Below are 20533 nucleotides of genomic sequence, written 5' to 3' on the forward strand. Positions count from 1 at the left end.
GATCCGTCCTGAGACGGTACTCGTCGCCGGGGTGGTCGCGAGCGCCGTCCTGACCGGGCTGATCTGGTTCCTGGGCCGGTGGCTGGACGACGTCGTGCTGCTGCCCGACCAGGGCGCGTCCTGGTACTACTGGAAGCTGCCCGAGCCCACCGTGTGGACCAGGCTGTCGGCCTGGGCCGGTTACGCCGCCCACCAGCTCGTGTTCTGGTGGCTCATCCACCACGCCCAGACCCGGGTCCGCCGCTACTCCGCCGGCCTCCACCCGGTCAACGTCGTCGCGCTGGCGGCGAACGCCGGGTTCGTCGCCCTGCACACCGTCCAGACCCACCTGTTCTACGACGGCCTGGCCCAGGACGTGTCGATCTACAGCTCCCAGGGCTCGGTCGTCCTCCTGCTGGTGGTCGTCCTGATCATGGAGAACCGGCGGCGTGGCCTGTTCCTCGGCCGGCCCGCGCCCATCAGGCGGGAGATCGTCGACTTCGCCCGCCGGTACCACGGCTACCTGTTCAGCTGGGCGGCGGTCTACACCTTCTGGTACCACCCGGCCGAGTCCACGCCCGGCCACCTGATCGGCTTCTTCTACATGTTCCTGCTGCTGCTCCAGGGCAGCCTCTTCCTGACCAGGGCGCACACCAACCGCTACTGGACGGTGACGCTGGAGCTGGCCGTCGTGGTCCACGGCACCCTGGTGGCCGTCATGACCTCGGGCCCGGACGGGTTGTGGCCGATGTTCCTGTTCGGCTTCCTCGGCGTCTTCGTGATCACCCAGATGCACGGCCTGGGCCTGTCCCGCGCCGCCCGCTGGGCGCTGACCGGCTGCTACGCGGCGGCCCTGCTCGCCGTGTACGCCCTGCGCGGCGACCTGGCCGGCACGAACGAGGCGATCAGGATCCCGGCCATCGAATACCTGCTGGTCGGCGTGCTGGCCCTGCTCGCCTGGGGAGCCGGCCGCCTGTGGGCGCTCAGAGCGGGAGCGGGATCCGGTCGAGGAACCAGTACAGGCTGACCGCCACGATGGACAGCGACACCGCGGCCACCGTCCAGCGGGCCGCGGCCGTCCGCCGCAGCAGCACCAGCAGCGGGAAGAGCACGGCGATGATCGCGAGCTGGGTCACCTCGATCCCGACGTTGAAGCTCAGCAGCGACAGCAGCAGCTCCCACGACCCGCTCTCGCGGATGTCGAGCGCGCCCGCGAACCCCAGCCCGTGCATCAGGCCGAAGGCGAAGACGACGGGCAGCCGCCAGGCCCCCGGCCGGTCGCGGCCCAGCAGGTTCGCCAGCGCGACGACGACGATCGAGGCGGCGATCACCGGCTCGACCACCGCCGCCGGCACGGCCACCACGCCCATGGCGGCCAGCAGGAACGTGATGCTGTGGGCGACCGTGAAGGCCGAGGCGGTGACCACGACGTCACGCGCGCCGCGGGCGCCGATGATCAGGGTGAGCAGGAAGAAGACGTGGTCCAGCCCGAGCACGAGGTGCTCGACGCCGAGCAGGAAGAACTCCCCGATCTGCCCGGCCGCCGCCCGTTCGGCCAGGCGCAGGGTCGGGCTCGCGGCGGTCAGGACGGCCGAGCCCCGCTCGCCGGCGAGGTCGTAGCGCAGGAGCGTCTGGGTGCTGTGGACGAACGTCTCGGCGTCGGGGAACAGGGCGCTGGAGATCGTGTGCTCGCCCCCGTCCACCGCCGGGCAGGCGTAGGCGAGGGTCAGCGTCGCGAAGGCGGCCTTGCCGCGCGGGTGCACGTCCGCCCCGCCCACCTGCCGGGGGACGCACGCCCGGCCGGCGCGGGCGACGGCGAAGCGGCGGGTGACGTAGCCGAGCACGGCGTCGCGATTGACCGCGAGCTGCCGCAGCTGCTCGGCCCGCTCCTTGGCCTCGTACGCCTCGGCGTAGAGCCAGGCGGACTTCATCAGCAGGTCGTACTCCAGGTCGAGCACGACCCTGACGTCGGTGGCCGTGCCGGTCACCTCGGCGTGGGCCTTCGTGGTCGCGTCGTGCGCCGCCGCGGAGGCGGGATGCAGCAGGTCGGCCAGCGCCGCGCACAGGATGACGGCCAGGACGACGGCGTACGGCCAGCGCCAGCGAGGCATGTCTCGGGTCTCCAGGGTCAGGGGGAAGGGCGCCGCCCCGGGCGCGGGCCCGGGGCGGCGAGGGGGGCGGATCAGCGGGTGAACCAGCGGTACATGGGCGAGTCCTTGTCCCACTTGCCGGGACGGCCGTGCTCGTCCTTGGTGACGAAGACGCTGGGCTCGGACGCGGTGACGCCGCCGCCCGCGGAACGGGCCGTGACGAACCAGGCGTAGGCCGTGTCGTCCTTGAGGTGCTGCCACGTCACCGAGGCGACCTGGCCGGAGGCCGCGGTGCTCCTGCCGATGATCTTCGTCGGCTTGTAGAGCGCCAGGGAGTCGGTCCTGAAGCTCGTCGTCCGGGTGGTGAGGTCGACGGGCAGGACCATGTTGTCCTCGCGCCCGTCGTAGCGGCGCAGCGGGTCGAACTCGCCGGCGCCGAAGTCGCCGAGCAGCGGCGAGTAGGTGTCCACGCTCAGCTCGGCCCGCTTGACGTCGAACTGCAGCAGCCGGAAGTAGCTGGCCCCGAACTGGAGCTGGTCCTCCGGCTTGTAACCGCCGATCTCGGTGAGCCCGAGCCGATCGGCCGAGACCGTGTAGAACTGGTAGTCGGCCAGCAGCTCGACCACGCCGTTGCCGACCTGGCCGACCTTCGGCTTCACGTTGGTGCCCACGCCGTGCTCGTGACCGGCCAGGATGAGGAAGACGTTCGGGTTCTTCTCCACCACCGTCTTGTAGAGCATCGAGCCGTCGGGGGCGGAGAAGGCGGCGCCGCGGCCGTCGGGGTTGGCGCTCGGCACGAGGTAGTCGTGGGAGAGCAGGATGCCGTTGCGGTCCGGGAACTTCTTGAAGACCGAGTCGGCCCACTCGGCCTCCTCCCTGGTCACGCCGTACGACAGGCCGACGACCACGAAGTCCAGGCCGCCCGCGGAGAACAGGTCGTAGTGGTTCTGGTTGTCGCCCTCCTTCCACGGGCCGCCGTACTTCGCGTGCCGCCAGCCCTGGGAGGCGTCCTGGTAGCGGGACGGGCCGTAGTACTTGTTGTAGATCGCTCCGGGGCCGTCCTCGGTGCCCGACTGGTTGTCGTGGTTGCCGGCGATGACGCCGTTCGGGATGTTCGCCTGGTCGAGCACGCGCTGCTGCTTCGACGACACCTCGAACTCGCCGACGACCTCGCGCTGCGTGGCCTCGTCGGCGGGCTTGCGGATGTTGTTCTCGATGATGTCGCCGGTGTGGGCGACGTAGGAGATCTTGCGCTGGTCCTTGTTGGCGGTGATCCAGTTGACGATGCCGGCGTAGGCCGACTCCCACACCGCGCGCTCCTGCGGGGTCTCCTGCTCCACCGCGCCCTCGGAGATGTACTGGGTGTCGGTGAAGTGCACGATCGAGAAGTCGTACGTGGCGGGGTCGGCGAAGCCGTTCGGGGCGCCGGGGTCGATGTCGTCGGCGAACGGGTCCTCGCCGGTCACCATGACGTGCACCCGCTGCCGGTCCACGTACTCGGGGCCGACGACGGCGGTCAGGACGGTCCTGCCGTCGGCCCCGCCGCGGGCGCTGGTCAGCAGGTCCCACGCCTTGGCCTCGGTGTTCCAGGCCCGCAGCGAGGCCAGCCGCTCGGGGTCGACGACGCCCTCCCAGCGCAGCACGGGCGCGTCCACGTGGCCCTGCACCTTGACGTCGAAGCGCTGGTAGACGAGGTCGCGGCCGGTGGGGGCGTCGAGCGTGCGGCCGTCGCCGGGTTCGAGCCCGTCGGCCCTGATCCGCTGCTCGCCCGGCACCTTGAGCGTCGTGGGCAGCGTCGTGGCCGTGCCCTGGTACGCCTCGTCCGGGGTGAGAATCCTGGCCTCGGAGAACGTGGCCGTCACGGGGCCGCCGCCGGGCTCGCCGACCTTGGCCGACAGCGTGACGGGGTCGGTCACGTCGGCCGTCCCGGAGGCGGGGGTGAGCTCGGCGGGGGCGTCCGGGATGCCGGCCGACTCGAAGACGATCTCCCGGGCCGCGGTGTTGCCGAGCCCGTCGGCTCCGGTGACCGACAGCGTGTGCCGGCCCGCCTTGAGCCCGGGGCCGATCCGGGCGCCCAGCTCCACGGCCTGGCCGTCGAGCTTGACGTCCGGCCCGGACACCACGCCGGAGGCGTCTTCGAGCTTGACGTCCAGGACGACCGTCGCGGTGATCTTCTCGTCCGCGGCGGGGACGCTCCGCGCGACCTTCGGCGCGGAGTTGTCGGTGATCAGGACGCGTTCGGCGGTCTGGCCGGAGGTGGACCTGGCCGCCAGGGTGTGCCGGCCGTCCTTGATCGCGGTGGTGTCCAGGTCGGCGCGCAGGCCGCGAGCCGGGGCGTCCACCAGGAACTCCAGGTCGATCTCGGTCAGCGGGTTCGCCGTGTCGCCGCAGTTGCCGTCGCCCATGCCGTAGGACGGCTTGATCATCTGACCGGCCGCGGTGCCCTGCGCCGGGGTGAGGACGATGTTCGAGATCGCGAAGTCGTCCCGGTTGGCGCCGCACGACGTGGGGTACGTGCCGGCCACGAAGTCGATCGTGTTCCAGCCGGGCACGAGGTACTCGTTCGGGATCGGCAGGTCCACCCGGCGGCTCACGAAGTCGCCGTCGAGCACCACCTTCTGGCCGTTGACCAGCACGAAGTTCTGGTAGCGGGCCTCGATCGAGTTGCTGCCCACGGTGAAGCCGAGCGTCGCCTGGCCCGCGCCGAGCGTCTCGGTGACGTGCACGGCGGGGGCCTCGATCGTGTAGCGCAGCTCGGCCTCGCGCGGGAGGGCCTGGTCGCTGCCGCAGTCGCCGTCGCCCAGCGCGTACGAGGGCTTGACGTCCGTCCCGGTCACCGTGGCGCCGTCGAGGGTCAGGGCGAGGTTCGCGATCGTGAAGTCGTCGCGGTTGACGCCGCAGGCGTCCTTGTAGTCGCCGGTGACGACCTTGATCGTGTTCTCGCCCGGCGTCAGGAACCTGGCCGGGACCGCGACGGTCACGCGCCGGCTCGCATAGGTGCCGCCCAGGTCGATGCGCTTGCCGTTGACCAGCAGGAAGTCGTCGTACTTGTCGTCGATCGAGTCCGCGCCGACGTCGAAGGCGAGCATGGCGGCGCCGTTGCCGAGCGTGGCCCTGGTGACCGGCTTGCCGCCGTCCACGGTCAGCGACTCGACGCCGCCCGCGCCGGCCGCCGGGACGGTGGCGTTCACCGTCTTGACGCCGGCCACGAGGGTGCCGTCGGTGGGCAGCAGCCGCGGCGCGCCGGCCGGGGCGTTGTTCACCGTCACGGTGTTGCGGACGGTCGCGCCGGCCGCGGTGGCGGCGCTGAGGACGTGCTCACCGTTGGCCAGCTCGGTGGTGTCCAGGTCGGCGGCGAGGCCGGTCGTGCCGCGCGGGTCGGACTGGGTGAAGAACCTGAGCGTGGCGCGCTTGAGCAGCGTGCTGTTGCTGCCGCAGTTGCCGTCGCCGAAGTTGAGCGTGTACGGGTTGTCCTCGCCGTCGGCCACCTCGCCGAGCAGTTCGAGGCCCACGTCCGAGAGCACGAAGTCGTCGTAGTTCTGCCCGCAGGACGACTGGATCGTGCCGACCACGATCTCGACCGTGTTCTCGCCCTTGACCAGGTGCTCGTTCGGGATCTCGATGGTGGCCCGCTGGTTGGCGAAGTTGCCGATCTCGGCCTTGTACGCGCCGTTGACCTGCACGTAGCTGTGGTACTGCGCCTCGGTGGAGTTCGAGCCGACGTCGAAGGCCAGCTTGGAGACGCCCACCGTCGCGGTTGCGGTGACGGGGTTGCCGTCGAGGTCGAGCTTCGTGACGCTGTCGCCGGCCGTGACCGGGACGGCGGCGACCTTCGCGGTGCCCTCCAGGTAGGAGCCGGTGGCGGGGGTGAGGGCGGGTGGGGCGGGGGTGCTCGTGGGGGTGGGGGTCGGCCGTCCGCGGCCCTGCTCACCCGGGTCGGCGTGCGCCGCCGTCACGAAGCCGCCCACCAGCACCGCCGCGAGCGCGGTGGTGACGGCGAGCCGTCCCCTGCTCCTCGAACCGCCTGATAACTGTCGTGCTGCCATCGGCTGCATCGGGTCCTTCCATGACGTTCACGGGGCAGCCGATGAGGCGGCGTGCCCTTCGAGCGGACACGTTGGAGCGCACGGGTGAACGTTGTGCATGGAGAGACTGAAGGGGCGGGGAACTGTCTCCTCATTCTGGTCATCTGCCCACAGACGGGAACAACCCCGACAAGAGAGACGGCGTGACCCGCGGCCCGAAGGCCGGGTGTCACGCCGTCGTGCCGGTCAGGCTCAGCTCTGGTGCCCCGGGAGGTTCTTGCCGTCCTGGGGCTTGTTGCCGGAGGACTTCTTGTCGGCGCCGGTGCGGCTCTGGGTCGAGGAGCTCCGGCTCTTGTCCTTGTCCTTGTCGCCCGTCTTCGTCTTGCGGGCCTTGCTCTGCGCCATGACGGTTCCTTTCTTCGATACGCGGAGTCAGCGGGTCGCTTGGCTCCGTAACTGCGCGTGCCCGTGGTCCGGACGGTCATACGGCAGGCCGGTCAAGGTTTCCTCAATAGGCCGACATATCCATACATGTGCCGCCGGTCGTCAGATCTCGATCACGGACTTCCCCGGCACGCCGCCGCGCTTGTCACGGAACGCCCGACCGGTCTCGGCCAGCGGGTACACCGCGCCGACGTGGGCGCGCAGCAGCCCCGCGCCGGCCCGCGCGGCCAGCTCGGCGAGCTGGGCGCGGTCGGGCTCGACGATGAAGAACACCGCCCGCCCGCCCTCCGGCACGACCGGCGGCGGCGCGGTGATCGAGATCAGCGCGCCGCCCGGCCTCACCTTGGCCGCCGAGCGGGCGAGCAGGTCGCCGCCGATCGTGTCGAAGATCAGGTCCACCGGCTCGACCGCCTCCTCGAACGGCTGCCGCTCCAGGTCGACGAACTCGTGCGCCCCCAGCTCCACCGCCAGGCCCGCGACCCGTCCCCGTCCGGTGGCGATGACGTGCGCGCCGGCCCGGCGGGCGAGCTGGACGGCGAGCGTGCCCGTGCCGCCGCCCGCGCCGTGGATCACGACCCTCCGGCCCGCCTCCAGGCCGCCGTGCGTGAACAGGCCCTGCCAGGCGGTCAGCCCGGCGAGGGGCAGCGCGGCCGCCTCGGTGAAGGTGACGTTCGCGGGGATCGGGGCCAAATCGCGCGCCTCGACCGCCACATACTCCGCCGCGCCGCCGTCGCGGTGCCAGTCGGTCAGGCCGAAGACGCGGTCGCCCACGGACAGGCCGGTGGTGCCGTAGGCGACCTCGGACACCACGCCGGCCACCTCGTGGGCGGGCACGGACGGCGCCCGGTCCCGTCCGGCCCGGTCGGTCCAGGTGCCCGGCCAGTCCAGCTCGTCAGGGACGAAACCGGCCGCGTGCACGCGCACCACCACGTCGCCGGTGGCCGGGCGCGGCACGGGCACCTCCTCCAGGACCAGGTCGCCGCCGGGCCGGTGAACGCGTATCGCTCTCATGGTCATCGCCTCTCCGCTCATCGTCATTGTCGGCGACAGGACGGGACGGCGGCCCGGAGTGTGACAGCGACGCGCCGGTCAGGGCCAGGCCCACCGGATGCCGACCAGGCCCGGCTGGAGGGCGGCGGCCATCAGGTGGACGGCGTGCTGGGCGTTCAGCGTCAGCTCGGAGGCGGTCAGCTCGCCGCCGCCCGGACCGCGGCGGGCGAAGCGGTGGATGCGCACCGGCAGCTCGACCGGGTCGAAGGCGACGCGCAGCACGTACTGGCCGGCCGGGAAGCGGAAGCCGCGCTCGTAGAAGCAGGACTCGGCGCCGCTGAGGTCGGCGATCTCGTACCGCAGCACGTGGGTGTCGCCGACCCGCAGCGACCGGTCGAACAGCAGCTCGGCGACCACCGTGGCGGTCTCGCCGTCCCTGGTAACGCGGCCGACGCGGCAGTCCTCCAGGGCCGCGACGGTGACCCGGTCCACGTCGCAGCCGGCGTCGCCGCGGTAGATCATGATGTAGCGGTCGGCGCCCTCCTCGTGGGCCTGCACCACCTGCGTGGTCTCGCGGCTGGTGAGGCTGCGGTCGGGGCCGATGCGCAGCGACTCGTACATCACGGCGATGTGCAGGCGGCGGTCGTCGGCCACCGCGTCCAGCTCGTCCAGCATGGCGGAGACCACCTGGGCGGGCCGGAACAGTGTCGAGTACGCCACCCCGGGCGCGCGGCCGCGCGGCTTCGGCGGCCCGAGCAGCCCGATCAGCGAGCGCGGCGGCAGGTCGAGGATCTCCTCCAGGGCTCCCACGGCCCGCAACGACTCCTCGCGCTCCGGCCGGCGCAGGCCCTGCTGCCAGTAGCTCAGCGTGCTCACCCCGACGTGCAGGCCGCGCTGCGCCAGGCGGTGGCGCAGCCGTTCGAGGGTCAGCCCCCGCGCTCCGACCGCGGCCCGCAGGGCGACGTGAAAGGGGCCGGCGCGCAGCGCGGCCTGGAGCTCATCCGCCACGTTGTGAATGTTCACAGATTTCCACAGATTCGTCATCACTTCATGAACGTCATGAAATGTCACCTTCCACAGTGATCTGTCAGGGAAATCCGCTCCCCCTTGTACGGCCATCTCCGCAGGTCGAACATCCTTCGCAGCACCCCCCAGCAGAAGGAGCGCCTATGTTCCGCCTGGCCGTGGCCCTCGCCCTAGCGGCGGCCACCTGGATCGCGAGCGGCCCCCCGGCCGAGGCCGCGACCTGGTACAAGCTGAACTTCACCCAGCAGTCGCAGCAGTACTCCAACTGGTGCTGGGCCGCGACGGGCAACTCCGTCGCCGCCTACTACGGGTACTCCTACAGCCAGAACCAGTTCTGCAACCTGGCCTTCAACCGCGGCGTCAACACCAGCTGCCCGAACAACCAGGCCACCCTCGGCAACGACCAGACCGCCTTCCGCCAGATCGGCATCAACCCCGGCGTGTACGTCTACGACTACCTGACCTACGCCGCCATCGTCCGGGAGATCGACGCCGACCGCCCGATCATGGCCCGCATCCAGTGGACCAGCGGCGGCGGCCACATGGAGGTCATCTACGGCTACGACCAGAGCTCGTCGTACGTGTACTGGAGCAACCCGTGGCCGTCCAGCACCCGCTACAACTGGTCCACCTACAACTACTACGTCTCGAACTCCTCGTTCTTCTGGACCCACTCACTCGACTACATCGGCGCGTGAAGGAGGCCATCGACATGAAGCTCTTCGCAGCGGTCGCGGCCCTGACCGCGCTGTTCCTGTGGGTCCCGAGCCCGGCGCTGGCCGACCCCGGCGCGCCCACCCCGGCCGACGTCGACGCCGCCAGGGCCGCCGCCGCGGGCGCCGGCGACACGGTCGGCCGCTTCTTCGCCGGCCAGGGCAGGAAGACCAGCCTGGCGCCGGTGGCGGCGCGGGTCGACGGCCCCACGGTCGCCGTCAACGACCTCAACCCCGACTTCGTGGCCGGACGGTCGGCGGAGATCGCCCGCTTCGCCTTCCTCGCCACCGGCGCCACCGCGCCGGACGGGCAGACCGCCTCCGTCTGGACCACCCGCGACCGCCGGGGGACGTGGGTGGTCAGCAACATCGCCAGCGGCGGCGACGAACAGCGGTACGCGGGCCAGACCGGCACCGTGTTCCGCGAGCCGCAGCTCAACGCCTGGTACGCCCTGCGCGACGGCACGGTCGTGCCGCTCAACGACGAGGCAGCGCAGTCGGTGGGCCGGGCGGGCGTCCCCGTGGCCGACTACCGGCGGCTGGCGCAACAGCGCTACGCCGCCAAGCTCCCCGGCAGTTCCTACGCCAGGGACGGCTACGCGGGCGGCTACGGCGTCCCCGGCCCGGGGAGCACCCCCTTGCCCTGGGTCGTGGGCGCCGTGGTCCTGCTCGGCGCGGCGATCACCATTCGCCTGCTGCGCGCGCGCCGCACCTGACAAGATCCGGTGCACGGCCCGCGCCTCCGACGGCCATCTCGGCGGAGGCGCGGGCCGCCTTTTTCTGAGTAGCCCCTACTCATGCCCTCCCCCGCCGCCCGCCCGCACCATGGCGGCACAGCTGCTCATCCACGAGGGGGGACGACCATGGCAGACATCCACAGCGCGGCGGCCGCCGGGCCGCCGTCCCCGCCGGCCGCGCCGGTGCTGGACAACTCGGCGCGGGAGGTGCTGAAGGGCACGCTCGTTCCGCTGCGGGTGCCCAGCGCGCACGACGACCCACAGGACGGCGCGGGCGGCGGCATCGTCAAGCTGGGGGCGGTCCGGCAGCTCGCGCTGGCCCCCGGCGACACCGACGCGGTCCGTGACCGCCTCCGGGCCGGGAACGCCCAGGAAGGCGTCTCCGGCGAGGCGTTCGACCTGCTCAGGCGGTTCGAGGAGCAGCCGGTCGCGGCGCTGCGCCCCGATCCCGCCGCGCTGGCGCGGGTGCCGGCCGCCGAGCTGGCGCTGTTCGCCGCGACGCTCGTCGAGCTGCGCGCAGAACGGCTGCGCGAGGCGGAGGGCGCGGGCGCCCGGGAGGCGGCCGGCCGGGCCGCGCAGGCACTCAACACCGCCTCGGTGGCCCTGCGCGGCCTGGCGGTCAACACCGCGGCGCCGCCCATCGGCATGCTCAACCTGGAACGCATCGAGATGGTGCCGGTCGGGATCCAGCGCGGCGAGCTCGTCTCGACCATCCCGCTCGCGCCCGGCGAGGTGACCGCGGTCACGCACAAGGAGTGGTCGGTCACCTCGAAGGAGTTCACCACCATCGTCACCGACTCGCTGGAGGAGGTCAGCGAGACGGGCGTGACCGACAACACCGACCTGTCGCAGTCGACGGCGTCGCAGAGCCAGCACTCCAACCAGTTCAACATCACCGGGACGGTCCAGGGCGGCATCCCGATCATCTCCGGTTCGAGCACGACCGGGTTCACCGCGCAGGGCTCGGAGTCGGCCTCGGCCGCCGAGAGCATCAAGCACGCCCGCGCCACCACGCAGAAGGCGTCCTCGCGCTCCCGCCGCGAGCACAAGGTGACCATCTCCACCACCACCGTGACCGGGTCGGAGGAGACCTCGACCCGGGTGCTGAGGAACACCGGCAACGACCCCGTCCGGATCGACTACTTCAGCCTGATGCGCAAGTGGCGGGTCCGGCTCTACCGGTACGGGCTGCGCCTGACGTACGACATCGCGGTCCCCGAGCCGGGGGCGTCGATGCGGCGGGCGTACGCGGAGCTGGAACTGCTGCGCTCGCAGCAGGGCCCCTTCGAGTTCCCGGTCAAGCACGCCGACATCACCACCGAGCCGGTCGACCAGGACGGCCACCCGTCGCCGACCGGCGTCCCGAAGTACCAGTGGCTGGCCGACCGGCACGGCGTGACCGTCCGGCCGCACCCCGAGGAGCCGACGCCGCTGACCGTCAGCTCGCACGTCAACACCGACGGGAACTGGTGGTTCCTGGACCTGGAGTTCGACGTGCCCGGCGGCACGCACATCCGGGAGATCATGCTGGACGCCCAGGTCGGCAAGGACGACTCCGACGACAAGATGAACTTCGACGTCATCGGGGCCCGTTCGGAGCCGACGTGGCGCAACCTGTCGGACGCGCTCATCATCCGCGACCACCGGATCATGTCCTTCGACGGCGCCACGCCCTACATGCGCGGCTTCACCGGCCGCCACAAGATCACGTTCTTCTTCCACCACTCCGAGCGGGTGTTCGTCGGGCTCGGCGTGCGGCTCGACCTCACGGACGAGGCCGTCGAGCAGTGGCGCACCGACGTCTGGAACACGCTCTACAACGCCGCCCAGACCAGGTACTTCGCCGAGCAGGAGGACATCGCCGCGCGCATCGCGGCCATCGAGGACAAGCTGGCGAACGTCGACACCCTGACGCTGCGGCGGGAGGAGAGCGACGAGATCATGAAGTGCGTCCTGCGGTTCGTCCTCGGCAGCGACTTCGACTTCATGCCCGCCGACGTCCTGGCCGCCTTCCTGGCCGCGCACGTCGACCTCCAGCACGGCATCGGCTTCGACGGGCCCAGCCTCGGGCTCAGCGCCGAGCAGTGGACGCTGCTGCGGCGGCACGAGGACCTGGTGCGTTTCATCAACCAGGCGATCGAGTGGGAGAACGTGGTGACGTTCCTCTACTCCTACTTCTGGGACGTCCCGCCGAGCTGGCCGTTCATCCGGCAGTTGCGGCACCCGGACCCGACCAGGCAGGCGTTCCTGCGGGCCGGCAGCGCGCGGATCGTCCTGACCGTGCGCAAGGGCTGGGAGGAGGAGTGGATGCGCTTCGCCGAGGGGGGCGCGGTCGGCGCGCCGATCCCGGCGCCGTACCTGACGATCGCGCAGGAGATCGCGGCCTACGACGACCGCAACTATCCCGGCATCCCGCCCGCCAACCCCGAACGGGCGGCCGCCCGGCTCCAGGACGCCGCCTTCACCACGTCCTCGTCGGACCTGGCGCCGAGCCCGAACCCGGTGAACATCAAGGTCGGCAACAGCTCGGCGTTCGTCGTCGGGCTGCCGGTCGTGCTGGACGCCGAGGACGACCGCCGCGTCCAGGAGGCCCAGCTCGTCGTCGCCGTCCCGGACGCCACCCACCTCACGGTCGAGCGCCTGAGCTTCGCCCACCGCGGCACGCAGGCTCCCGTGCCGATCCTGCAACCGGGCGAGAAGGGGGCGCTCATCGCCGAGTGGCACGAGTACACGCCGTCGTCCGGCACCGACATCGCGCTCACGTCCAACCTCGCGACGATCTCGTAGGGCGGCGGACGGCCCGATGACGTACTTCTGCTTCCAGAGAAGCCAGAACGACCGGGTCTCCCGGATCTCCCTCACCGTCGGCGAGGAGACCCAGCCGATGATGTGGAAGGGCGAGCAGCCCGACGACAACGTGCACGCCGTGCTCTTCCACCACACCCCCGGCCTGGTGTTCCTGGAGGAGACCCGCGCCTCCTACGGCCCGCAGGGCTCCTACCGGGTGTTCGCGCTGACCGGCAGGACGCCCGGATCGGGCCGGTTCGAGGCCATTGAGGTACCCCGGACGGGCGCCCTGCGCACGCTCGGCCGGTTCGACCTCGACGTCCGCGACGCCACCGACGACCAGGCCGACCTGGTCTACACCGGCAAGTTCCTGTACTGGCGCAGATCCATGCCCGCCTCCCTCCAGGGCTCCGGCACGCTGCTGTACGCGGCCACGTCCGGCCTGGTGGGACACCAGATCGGCGCCATGCAGAACAGCAAGGACCACGGCCCGCTGCCGGAGGGCCTGTACACGTTCCTCACCCACGTCGACCCCCGGCAGAATTCCGTCGAGGCGGCGAACCAGCGGGGCGACAAGGCCGTCTCCAACCCCGGGGAGGGCATCCAGTTCCTGCCCGTGGGCGGCAACGGCCCGGTCTTCCCCGACTGGGGCACCTTCCGCGTCCGGCTCACCCCGATCCAGGGGAACATGTACGGCCGTGGCGGCTTCTACCTGCACAACTCGCACAAGGGGTACAGCCACGGCTGCGTCGAGGTCGGGGTGAACGCCGACGGCCTCGACTTCTTCTCGGGCCTGCTGGCCTACGCCGGCAGCCAGCCGCGCAAGGCCAAGCTCGTGCTGCGCGTCCGGTACTCCTACCCCGAGCAGGGCACCCTGGGCAGAACCCTGCGCTGACCCCTCAGGCCGCGCCGCCGGGTCACCAGCGGCAACGGGCGCGGGCGGCGGAGACCGTCACCTCGTGGGTGTCGTCGGCCGTGACGGGCTGGTTGCCGACCAGGACGGTGAGCCGGCCCGGGGCGGGCACCCGCCAGGTGCCGAGCGGGGCCCAGCGTCCCCGGAAGGCGCGCTGGTCCACGGTCACCGGCGGGCCGAGGTGCGGCGGGTTCGTGTTGTTGTCGTCCAGGTAGTAGAAGGCCAGGCCGGTCGAGCGGAGGTCGTCGGGGACGTGCACGTCGATCGTGCAGCGTGCGCCGCCGCGGGTGTCGAAGTACCAGTTGACCGCCTGGTTGAAGTGGGCCGGCTCGTTGCCGACGCGCAGCGCCAGCGCCGCGCCCGCGCAGCCGTCGCCCTTCCACCCGCCGGTGACGGGACGCCAGGCGGGGTCGGCGTAGAACCACTCGGCCGCGCACCGGGGGCCGTGCACGGCCTGCCACCGGACGGGGCCCGTGGGGGCGGGGCCGGGCGGCGGCTGGGTGACCACCACGGTCCCGGGATCGTCCGCCGCGGTCGCCCGGATGGCCACCGGGCCGCCCGTCGTGGGGGCCGTCGTGGGCGTGGTGAGCCGGGGGAACAGGACGGCGGCCGTCGCGCCCAGGGCCAGCAGGACGGCTCCGGCCGCCAGCGCCCGGCCCGGCCAGGACGTCCGCGCGGGCTGGGTCGTCCCGGTGGGACCGTCGTCGGCTGGGTCGTCCTTTGCGGGGCCGCCCTTGACCGGGTCGCCCTCGGTGGGGCCGGTCTCGGCGATGAGCGCCTGGTACTCCGCGTCCGAGGCCCAGGACAACGGGCCGGCGGCGCTTTCGGCGAGGGCCGCCGCGCGGTCGGACGTGATCCGCTCCGCCGGGTCGCGCGCGGCGCACGAGCGGATCAGCTCGGCGAGCGCGGGCTCGACGCCGTCCACGTCGATGTCGGCGTTCAGGCTGCTGTAGAGCACCGCCATCGGCTCGCCGCGCCCGAACGGCGGACGGCCGGTGGCGGCGTAGGCGATCGTGCCGGCCAGCGCGAAGACGTCCGCCGCCGCCGTGACCGGCTCCTGACGTACGGCCTCGGGGGCGATGTAGCCGGGGGTGCCGACGATCTCCCCCGACGTCGTGATCGTGCTCTGGCCGGGGGCCCGCGCGATGCCGAAGTCGATCAGCCGCGGGCCCTGCGGCGACAGGATGACGTTGTGCGGCTTGAGGTCACGGTGCTGCACACCGTGCCGGTGCACGTCGGCCAGGGCGGCGGCCAGCCCGGCGAGCAGCCGCCGGCACAACCCCGCCGGCAACGGCCCCCGTTCCGCCACCGCCCGCAACAGCGTCGGCCCCCGCACGTACGCCGTCGCCAGCCAGTACGGCGGCGCCGTCACCCGGGCGTCCACCAGCGGCGCCACGTACGGGCTGCGCAGACCGCGCAGGGTGGCCGCCTCGCGGCGGAAGCGTTCCATGGCCTCGGGGTCGGCCGGGTCGTGCTTGATGACCTTGATGGCCACCAGGCCCAGGCGGCGGCTTCTGGCCAGGTACACCACGCCCATGCCGCCCGCGCCGAGGCGCCCGAGCAGCCGGTGGCCGCCGATCTCGGGTGGGTCCGTCGCCTGTAACGCCTGCACGCTCATCCCAGTCGATCATTACAGACCGAGCGCTCGGGAGGCAGCCCCTACCACGGCCGGATCGGGCCGGACCGAGCGGGCAGCCTCCTGCCACGGCCGGATCGAGCGGGCGGGAGCCTGGGGTCAGACCGTGCCGTCCGGCACGGGGAGCAGGCCGCGTTCGGCGAAGACCTTCTTGGCGACGAACGTCGCGTTGAGCGCACGTGGCATGCCGCAGTAGACGGCCGAGTGCAACAGGGACTCCGTGATCTCATCGGGCGTCAGGCCGACATTCAGGGCGGCGTTGATGTGCACGTCGAGCTGGGGTTCGCAGCCGCCGAGCGCGGTGAGCGCGCCCAGGGTCACCAACTGGCGGTCGCGGGGAGCCAGGCCGGGACGGTCGTAGATCTCACCGAAGGCCCAGGCGACCACCTGGTGGGCCAGTTCGGGCGAGATGTCGGCAAGGGCGTCCACAACCCGCTGCCCGGCCTCGCCGTCGACCTTCCGCAGCACCTCCAGGCCATGCTCGTAGCGCTGTTCACGGTCGGATCCTTCAGCAATGTTCGTCATGTCCGAAACGGTAGAACTTCGAGCGCACTCAAACGCAAATCCCCCTCACAGCGACGGCGAGAGGCACGCCCCGACGGACGCGACGGCGGGGGGCAGCGAGGGGCGGGCGCGCAGCACGATGAGGCGCAGCGCGGGGGCGCAGCGCGGGGGCGCAGCGCGGGGGCGCAGCGCGGGGGCGCAGCGCGGGGGCGCAGCGCGGGGGCGCAGCGCGGCACGGTGAGAGCAGCGCGGGGGCGCAGCGCGGGGGCGCAGCGCGGGGGCGCAGCGCGGCACGGTGAGAGCAGCGCGGGGGGGTGGCGCGGGGGCGGCGCGGGGGGTGTTTGGGGGGTTATGTCTTTGGTTTGGGGGAGTTGTCTGAGGTTTCTTGGGGGTGATGTCTGGCTTATTTGATATTCGTGGGGATTTGTTCTGGATATCGGCACTAGTCTAGAGATTGCATGAAAGTTCGTGGTTATTCGGGGTTGATGAATACTACAACTCCCTCGTTCTCGCCCGCGCGTCGCCACCCCAGGCGCTCGTACAGGCGAATGGCGTCGGGGGCGTTCACGGAGGTCAGCAGCCAGCTTCGGTTTTCGCCGCACAGAAGGTTCAGAATGCGCCCGGCCAGACCCCGGCCGCGGGCGCGCGGAGCGACCGCCAGCTCGTCCACCTGGAGCGCGCCGGCCAGCATCCGGGACACCCCGTCCGGGCCGAGCGCCGCGAGCACCTTGCCGTAGCTGCGGGTGCGCGGCAGCGGGGTCGCGGTCGGCCAGGCCGTCCCGAACCCGCACGGACCCGCGTCATCGACGGCCAGCACCGCGCGGAAGCCGGGCCGGGCCGCGTCGGCGGCGAACCGGACGCCGAACTCGGCGACCTCGCCCTCCCCCTCGTTCCACGGCGGTCCGCTGAACACCTCGCGATAGAGGTCGATCAACTCCGCCCGGCGCGCGAGCGCCTGCTCGCCGGTCAGCAGTTCCAGCCGTGCGTCCGTACGTTCCGTCACCCTCAACCTCACTGTCTAGTCGTGGTACGACAGTGACGATAGCGGACGTCCGGTCAAACCGGCACCCCCGCCCCCGCGGCGCCGGCCGCCCGGAGCGCATGTTCCCGGCAGCGCCGCTTTTTCGGGGCGACAGTGCTAGGGAATGATCGAGTTACAGTAAAGCGACACCACCGCTCTTTGTCGCAATAAAACTGGACAAGTCGGCTGTAAGGGCCTGGTAAATCTGGTCAAGCTTTAGGAGCTCATGCCTGTCTTGTCAGAACTCCGAACTCAATGCGCGGGTAAGACTGCTCATGCCGGAGACCGACGGCAGTCGAGAAGTCCCGCGGCGGTTCTGGAAACTTCTGAACGGAAAGCGCGATGAAATCAATGATGAAGAAGCCGGCGGCCGTGCTCGCCACGAGCGCGTGCCTGCTGCTGGGTGGCGGCCAGATGCCGGCCGCCCAGGCCAGCACGGCCGGCACGGCGTCGTATCAGAGCCCAGCCGATGAGAAGCCGGTCCTCCGGGGCGGCTGCGGCTGGCGTCACTGCGGTCCTCGCTGGTGGGGCCCGCGCTGGGGCGGCTGGTGGGGCGGCGGTCACCACCACGACCACGACCATGACCACCACCACCGCGTAGGCCCGCGTGGTCCCCAGGGCCCGCGTGGTCCGGAAGGCCTTCCCGGCCGGTCCGTCCACAAGCCGGACCGCCACGACGACGACGACCACGGCCGCGAGGACCATGGCCACGACGACCACAACGAGGACGACGACTGGGGCGAGTGGGGCGAGAACTTCGACGGGTTCTAAATGACCCGCGGCGAAGTTCCCGCTGACACACCAGCACGCTGAACGGCGGGGTTCCCGGCGACATGCGCACACCGGCCGTCCGGACGAAGACCGGCTCCCGGTCCGGCGACCGGCCACGCGCCCATGTCCCGGCGAACCCCGCCCTGCTGCCCCACCCTGCTGTCCCCGCCCCGCACAGCCCTCGCCCCGCACATCCCCGCCTCTGCACATCCCCGCCTCTGCATGCCCCCGTCTCTGCATGCCCCCGTCTCTGCATGCCCCGGCCTCGCACGCTCCCGCCCCCACCAGCACCGGAAGCCCCTCCGGACGCCCCTGCCCCGCCTCCCCGTCGACCGCGCGCCATACCGCCGGAACGGGAAACCGGACGGTAATGCCTTTTCTCACCGGCTGGGCTATGGTCGGCCTTATGACGGGACCGTGCAGAGCGCCACGAGGCCCCATCGCGCTGTGTTGCGTGGTGGGCCTGGTTCTGCTGTCCCTGCTGGTCGCCGGCCCTTCCTACGCCGACGACCAGACGACCCCGCGCCCCCTGTCCGCCGGCCACGAATGGACCCCGGACAAGAGCGGCGACCGGATGCCCAGCCTGCCGCCCCAGGCGTCCAGCGGCCGTGAGCACCACGTGCTGTCGTTGTGGCCGCCGCTGCGCGGCGCGCGGCACGCCGAGGCCGCCCACCTCGCGCTGCTCCCGGCGCCCGGCTCCGACGCGGCCGCGATCCGCGACCCGCAGCAGGTCGGGCACCGCACCGCGGGCTCGCGCAGCCCGCCGCTGATCTAGCTCCCTCCCTCTTCACGAGTCGCCGCCTCCCGGCCCGCCGAGCGCGCCGCGGGGCCGGTCGTCGCGCCCGGCCTTCGCACGGCCGGGTCCACGCGTTGCCCGGCCGCCCGCGGGTTCCGCGCGTTCCCGTACGGCCGGAGGTCGCCGTCGTGGCGTGCCCGCGTGCGGGATGCGCCCTTTTCTCTCGTCTTTCGCGTACGAGTTCTCCGCGTCAGAGCAAGGAGCCGATCATCGTCATGTCCGACGCCGGATCAGTCCACCAACACTCACCGCGAACATCCGCGGTGCACCGCGCCCACGTGGTGCTCGACCTGGGCACCTCACGCACCCGTTCGCTGTCCCTGGACGGGTTCGCCATCGCCGACCGTCCCTCGGCGGTCGTCGTCCCGTCGCCGGAGAGCGCGGCCGGGATCCCGGTCCGCCCGATCCGCCGGGGCATGGTCGTCGACCCGGGCGCCTGCCTGCGGCTGGTGCATCTCGTGCTGCAGGACGCCTGGCTGGCCGGCGGCCGGCCGCTGGAGCACGTGATGGCCGCGGTGCCGAGGGCCGCGACGGGCAGCGACCGTCAGGCGGTGCGCGCGGCCGTCGCCGAGGCGGCCGGCTGCCAGGTGACGCTGGTCGAGGCGCCGCTGGCCGCCGCCGCTGGCGCCGGTCTGGACGTCGCGGGGCCGGGACCGTACCTGCTGCTGGACGTGGGGGCGGGCATCGTCGAGGCCGTCGTCGTCAGCGGCGGCGCGGTCAGCGACGCGGCGGCGCTCCAGCTCAGCGCCACGACGAGCACGGGCCTGCTGCCGGACGCCCTGGACGGCGTCGTGGAGATGACCGCGGGCCTGCTGCGCCGCCAGCCGGCCCACCTCCGTCCGGCCGTCCGCGACAACGGCCTGACCGTCACCGGCGGGGGCGCGCTCCAGACGCGGCTGCTGGACCGCCTGCACACCGCCCTTCGCACGCGGATCAACGCCGCGCCGGAGCCGCAGCACGCCACCGTCCGCGGCCTGCTGCGCCTGTGCCTGCGCCCCGCGGCGCCCGTCATCGCCCTCTGAACCCCCGCAATCACAGCGCGGAAAGGAAACCACCATGACCGACCACCTCAGCACCGTGCAGCTCCAGTCCCTGCGCCAGGACATCGACGAGCAGCTGGAGCGGCGCAGCCGCCACCTGCTGGGCCTGCAGGCCGCGGCCCAGGACGGCAACGGCGCGGACGACACCTGGCAGGAGCTGCTGGCCTCCCTCGCCACCGCCGACCGGGCCATCGCCGAGCTCACCCAGGCCCGCGACCGGCTGACGGCCGGCTCGTACGGCCGCTGCGCGCACTGCGAGGCGGGCATCCCGTTCGAACGGCTCAAGATCCGGCCGCTGGCCCGGTTCTGCATCAACTGCCAGCGCCAGCACGAAGCCGCCTGACCTCCGGGACCGGCCGCCCCTCACGACGTCGGGCGGCCGGTCCACCGCCGGCGGCCGTGTGGACAGGAATATGCAGACCGGTCTAGTGTGTGCCGCATGGCGGTCAAGGGGGACGAGACGCGGGCGCGCATCATCGCGGCGGCCCGCGCGCTGGTGGAGGCGCAGGGCAGTCACGGCACCGGCCTCAACGAGGTGCTGGCGGTGGCCGGCGCGCCTCGCGGGTCGCTCTACCACCACTTCCCCGGCGGCAAGGACCAGCTGGTGGGCGAGGCGCTCGCCGCCGCCGGGCGCGAGGTCGACGCCATGATCGACGATCTGGCCGGCACGTTGCCGGCCGCCCGGGACCTCGTGCCGGCCGTCCTCGACGCGCTGGCCGACAGGATGGTGGCGGCCGGGTACGCCAAGGGCTGCCCGGTGGCGACCGTGGCCCTGGAGGTCGCCTCCTCCAACGAGCAACTGCGGCGCGTCTGCGCCGGCATCTACGAAGGCTGGCAACGCAGGCTGGCCGACGCCCTGCGCGCCGACGGGCATGCCACGGCCGACGTCCTGCACACAGAGAAGCACGACGCGGGCGACGACACGGGCAACGACACAGCCGACGAGCTGGCGGCGACCGTGCTCGCGATGATCGAGGGCGCGCTGGTGCTGGCCCGCGCCAGTCGTTCCCGGCTGCCGGTCGAACGGGTCCGCCGCCAGGTCGTCAGGCTGCTGGCCTGAG

18 protein-coding genes are annotated in these 20533 nt (G+C 72.1%); 10 read left to right on the forward strand and 8 right to left on the reverse strand.

Annotated features, from left to right (window positions below; all coding sequences use genetic code 11):
- Positions 1 to 31 precede the first annotated feature (31 nt).
- Positions 32 to 1006, forward strand: coding sequence for a hypothetical protein (locus AB0C33_RS34190; RefSeq protein ID WP_358294880.1), 975 nt, complete (start codon positions 32 to 34; stop codon positions 1004 to 1006).
- Here AB0C33_RS34190 and AB0C33_RS34195 read toward each other — a convergent pair.
- The 5 genes from AB0C33_RS34195 to AB0C33_RS34215 all read right to left on the reverse strand — a co-directional run bounded on the left by AB0C33_RS34195 (position 963) and on the right by AB0C33_RS34215 (position 8536).
- On the reverse strand, positions 963 to 2090 hold the full coding sequence (locus AB0C33_RS34195; protein ID WP_358294882.1) for a HupE/UreJ family protein: 1128 nt from the start codon (positions 2088 to 2090) through the stop codon (positions 963 to 965). The two genes, AB0C33_RS34190 and AB0C33_RS34195, sit on opposite strands and share 44 nt — an antisense overlap.
- Positions 2091 to 2161: 71 nt before the next feature.
- Entirely contained in the window at positions 2162 to 6115 is a 3954-nt protein-coding gene (locus tag AB0C33_RS34200; protein WP_358294884.1) for a metallophosphoesterase, read from the reverse strand.
- Between the two features lie 231 nt (positions 6116 to 6346).
- Positions 6347 to 6499 (reverse strand): hypothetical protein, encoded by a 153-nt coding sequence (locus AB0C33_RS34205; RefSeq protein WP_358294886.1) that lies wholly within the window; start codon positions 6497 to 6499, stop codon positions 6347 to 6349.
- Between the two features lie 141 nt (positions 6500 to 6640).
- Complete coding sequence (locus tag AB0C33_RS34210) at positions 6641 to 7549, reverse strand: NADP-dependent oxidoreductase (RefSeq protein WP_358294888.1); 909 nt, start codon at positions 7547 to 7549, stop codon at positions 6641 to 6643.
- A 78-nt stretch (positions 7550 to 7627) separates the two neighbouring features.
- Positions 7628 to 8536, reverse strand: coding sequence for a hypothetical protein (locus AB0C33_RS34215; RefSeq protein ID WP_358294890.1), 909 nt, complete (start codon positions 8534 to 8536; stop codon positions 7628 to 7630).
- 161 nt (positions 8537 to 8697) lie between these two features.
- Between AB0C33_RS34215 and AB0C33_RS34220 the strand changes: the two genes are divergently transcribed.
- The 4 genes from AB0C33_RS34220 (at position 8698) to AB0C33_RS34235 (ending at position 13686) form a co-directional block, all read left to right on the forward strand.
- Entirely contained in the window at positions 8698 to 9252 is a 555-nt protein-coding gene (locus AB0C33_RS34220) for a papain-like cysteine protease family protein (protein ID WP_358294892.1), read from the forward strand.
- A gap of 14 nt (positions 9253 to 9266) precedes the next feature.
- Positions 9267 to 9983, forward strand: a complete 717-nt coding sequence (locus AB0C33_RS34225; protein WP_358294894.1) for a hypothetical protein — start codon at positions 9267 to 9269, stop codon at positions 9981 to 9983.
- A 147-nt stretch (positions 9984 to 10130) separates the two neighbouring features.
- Entirely contained in the window at positions 10131 to 12791 is a 2661-nt protein-coding gene (locus AB0C33_RS34230) for a hypothetical protein (RefSeq protein ID WP_358294896.1), read from the forward strand.
- Positions 12792 to 12807: 16 nt separating this feature from the next.
- Complete coding sequence (locus AB0C33_RS34235; protein ID WP_358294898.1) at positions 12808 to 13686, forward strand: hypothetical protein; 879 nt, start codon at positions 12808 to 12810, stop codon at positions 13684 to 13686.
- 22 nt (positions 13687 to 13708) lie between these two features.
- Here AB0C33_RS34235 and AB0C33_RS34240 read toward each other — a convergent pair whose 3' ends face one another.
- The 3 genes from AB0C33_RS34240 to AB0C33_RS34250 all read right to left on the reverse strand — a co-directional run bounded on the left by AB0C33_RS34240 (position 13709) and on the right by AB0C33_RS34250 (position 16847).
- Complete coding sequence (locus AB0C33_RS34240) at positions 13709 to 15322, reverse strand: serine/threonine-protein kinase (protein ID WP_358294900.1); 1614 nt, start codon at positions 15320 to 15322, stop codon at positions 13709 to 13711.
- A gap of 117 nt (positions 15323 to 15439) precedes the next feature.
- Entirely contained in the window at positions 15440 to 15865 is a 426-nt protein-coding gene (locus tag AB0C33_RS34245) for a carboxymuconolactone decarboxylase family protein (RefSeq protein ID WP_358294901.1), read from the reverse strand.
- A 451-nt stretch (positions 15866 to 16316) separates the two neighbouring features.
- On the reverse strand, positions 16317 to 16847 hold the full coding sequence (locus tag AB0C33_RS34250; RefSeq protein ID WP_358294903.1) for a GNAT family N-acetyltransferase: 531 nt from the start codon (positions 16845 to 16847) through the stop codon (positions 16317 to 16319).
- Positions 16848 to 17207: 360 nt separating this feature from the next.
- Between AB0C33_RS34250 and AB0C33_RS34255 the strand changes: the two genes are divergently transcribed.
- The 5 genes from AB0C33_RS34255 (at position 17208) to AB0C33_RS34275 (ending at position 20532) form a co-directional block, all read left to right on the forward strand.
- Entirely contained in the window at positions 17208 to 17636 is a 429-nt protein-coding gene (locus tag AB0C33_RS34255; RefSeq protein WP_358294905.1) for a hypothetical protein, read from the forward strand.
- A gap of 454 nt (positions 17637 to 18090) precedes the next feature.
- Positions 18091 to 18411, forward strand: a complete 321-nt coding sequence (locus tag AB0C33_RS34260; RefSeq protein ID WP_352325705.1) for a hypothetical protein — start codon at positions 18091 to 18093, stop codon at positions 18409 to 18411.
- Between the two features lie 284 nt (positions 18412 to 18695).
- Positions 18696 to 19454 (forward strand): rod shape-determining protein, encoded by a 759-nt coding sequence (locus AB0C33_RS34265; RefSeq protein ID WP_358294908.1) that lies wholly within the window; start codon positions 18696 to 18698, stop codon positions 19452 to 19454.
- 34 nt (positions 19455 to 19488) lie between these two features.
- Positions 19489 to 19815 (forward strand): TraR/DksA C4-type zinc finger protein, encoded by a 327-nt coding sequence (locus AB0C33_RS34270; protein ID WP_358294910.1) that lies wholly within the window; start codon positions 19489 to 19491, stop codon positions 19813 to 19815.
- A 96-nt stretch (positions 19816 to 19911) separates the two neighbouring features.
- Positions 19912 to 20532, forward strand: coding sequence for a TetR family transcriptional regulator (locus AB0C33_RS34275; protein WP_358294912.1), 621 nt, complete (start codon positions 19912 to 19914; stop codon positions 20530 to 20532).
- Position 20533: the final 1 nt, after the last annotated feature.

It is taken from the genome of Nonomuraea sp. NPDC048881, assembly GCF_040649795.1.
Classification (GTDB): domain Bacteria; phylum Actinomycetota; class Actinomycetes; order Streptosporangiales; family Streptosporangiaceae; genus Nonomuraea.

Bases quoted from the DNA above. Each gene is read 5' to 3' on its own strand.
- AB0C33_RS34195 (WP_358294882.1), bottom strand. From the start codon at position 2,090: ATGCCTCGCTGGCGCTGGCCGTACGCCGTCGTCCTGGCCGTCATCCTG.
- AB0C33_RS34200 (WP_358294884.1), bottom strand. From the start codon at position 6,115: ATGGCAGCACGACAGTTATCAGGCGGTTCGAGGAGCAGGGGACGGCTC.
- AB0C33_RS34205 (WP_358294886.1), bottom strand. From the start codon at position 6,499: ATGGCGCAGAGCAAGGCCCGCAAGACGAAGACGGGCGACAAGGACAAG.
- AB0C33_RS34210 (WP_358294888.1), bottom strand. From the start codon at position 7,549: ATGAGAGCGATACGCGTTCACCGGCCCGGCGGCGACCTGGTCCTGGAG.
- AB0C33_RS34220 (WP_358294892.1), top strand. From the start codon at position 8,698: ATGTTCCGCCTGGCCGTGGCCCTCGCCCTAGCGGCGGCCACCTGGATC.
- AB0C33_RS34225 (WP_358294894.1), top strand. From the start codon at position 9,267: ATGAAGCTCTTCGCAGCGGTCGCGGCCCTGACCGCGCTGTTCCTGTGG.
- AB0C33_RS34230 (WP_358294896.1), top strand. From the start codon at position 10,131: ATGGCAGACATCCACAGCGCGGCGGCCGCCGGGCCGCCGTCCCCGCCG.
- AB0C33_RS34235 (WP_358294898.1), top strand. From the start codon at position 12,808: ATGACGTACTTCTGCTTCCAGAGAAGCCAGAACGACCGGGTCTCCCGG.
- AB0C33_RS34240 (WP_358294900.1), bottom strand. From the start codon at position 15,322: ATGAGCGTGCAGGCGTTACAGGCGACGGACCCACCCGAGATCGGCGGC.
- AB0C33_RS34245 (WP_358294901.1), bottom strand. From the start codon at position 15,865: ATGACGAACATTGCTGAAGGATCCGACCGTGAACAGCGCTACGAGCAT.
- AB0C33_RS34255 (WP_358294905.1), top strand. From the start codon at position 17,208: ATGAAATCAATGATGAAGAAGCCGGCGGCCGTGCTCGCCACGAGCGCG.
- AB0C33_RS34270 (WP_358294910.1), top strand. From the start codon at position 19,489: ATGACCGACCACCTCAGCACCGTGCAGCTCCAGTCCCTGCGCCAGGAC.
- AB0C33_RS34275 (WP_358294912.1), top strand. From the start codon at position 19,912: ATGGCGGTCAAGGGGGACGAGACGCGGGCGCGCATCATCGCGGCGGCC.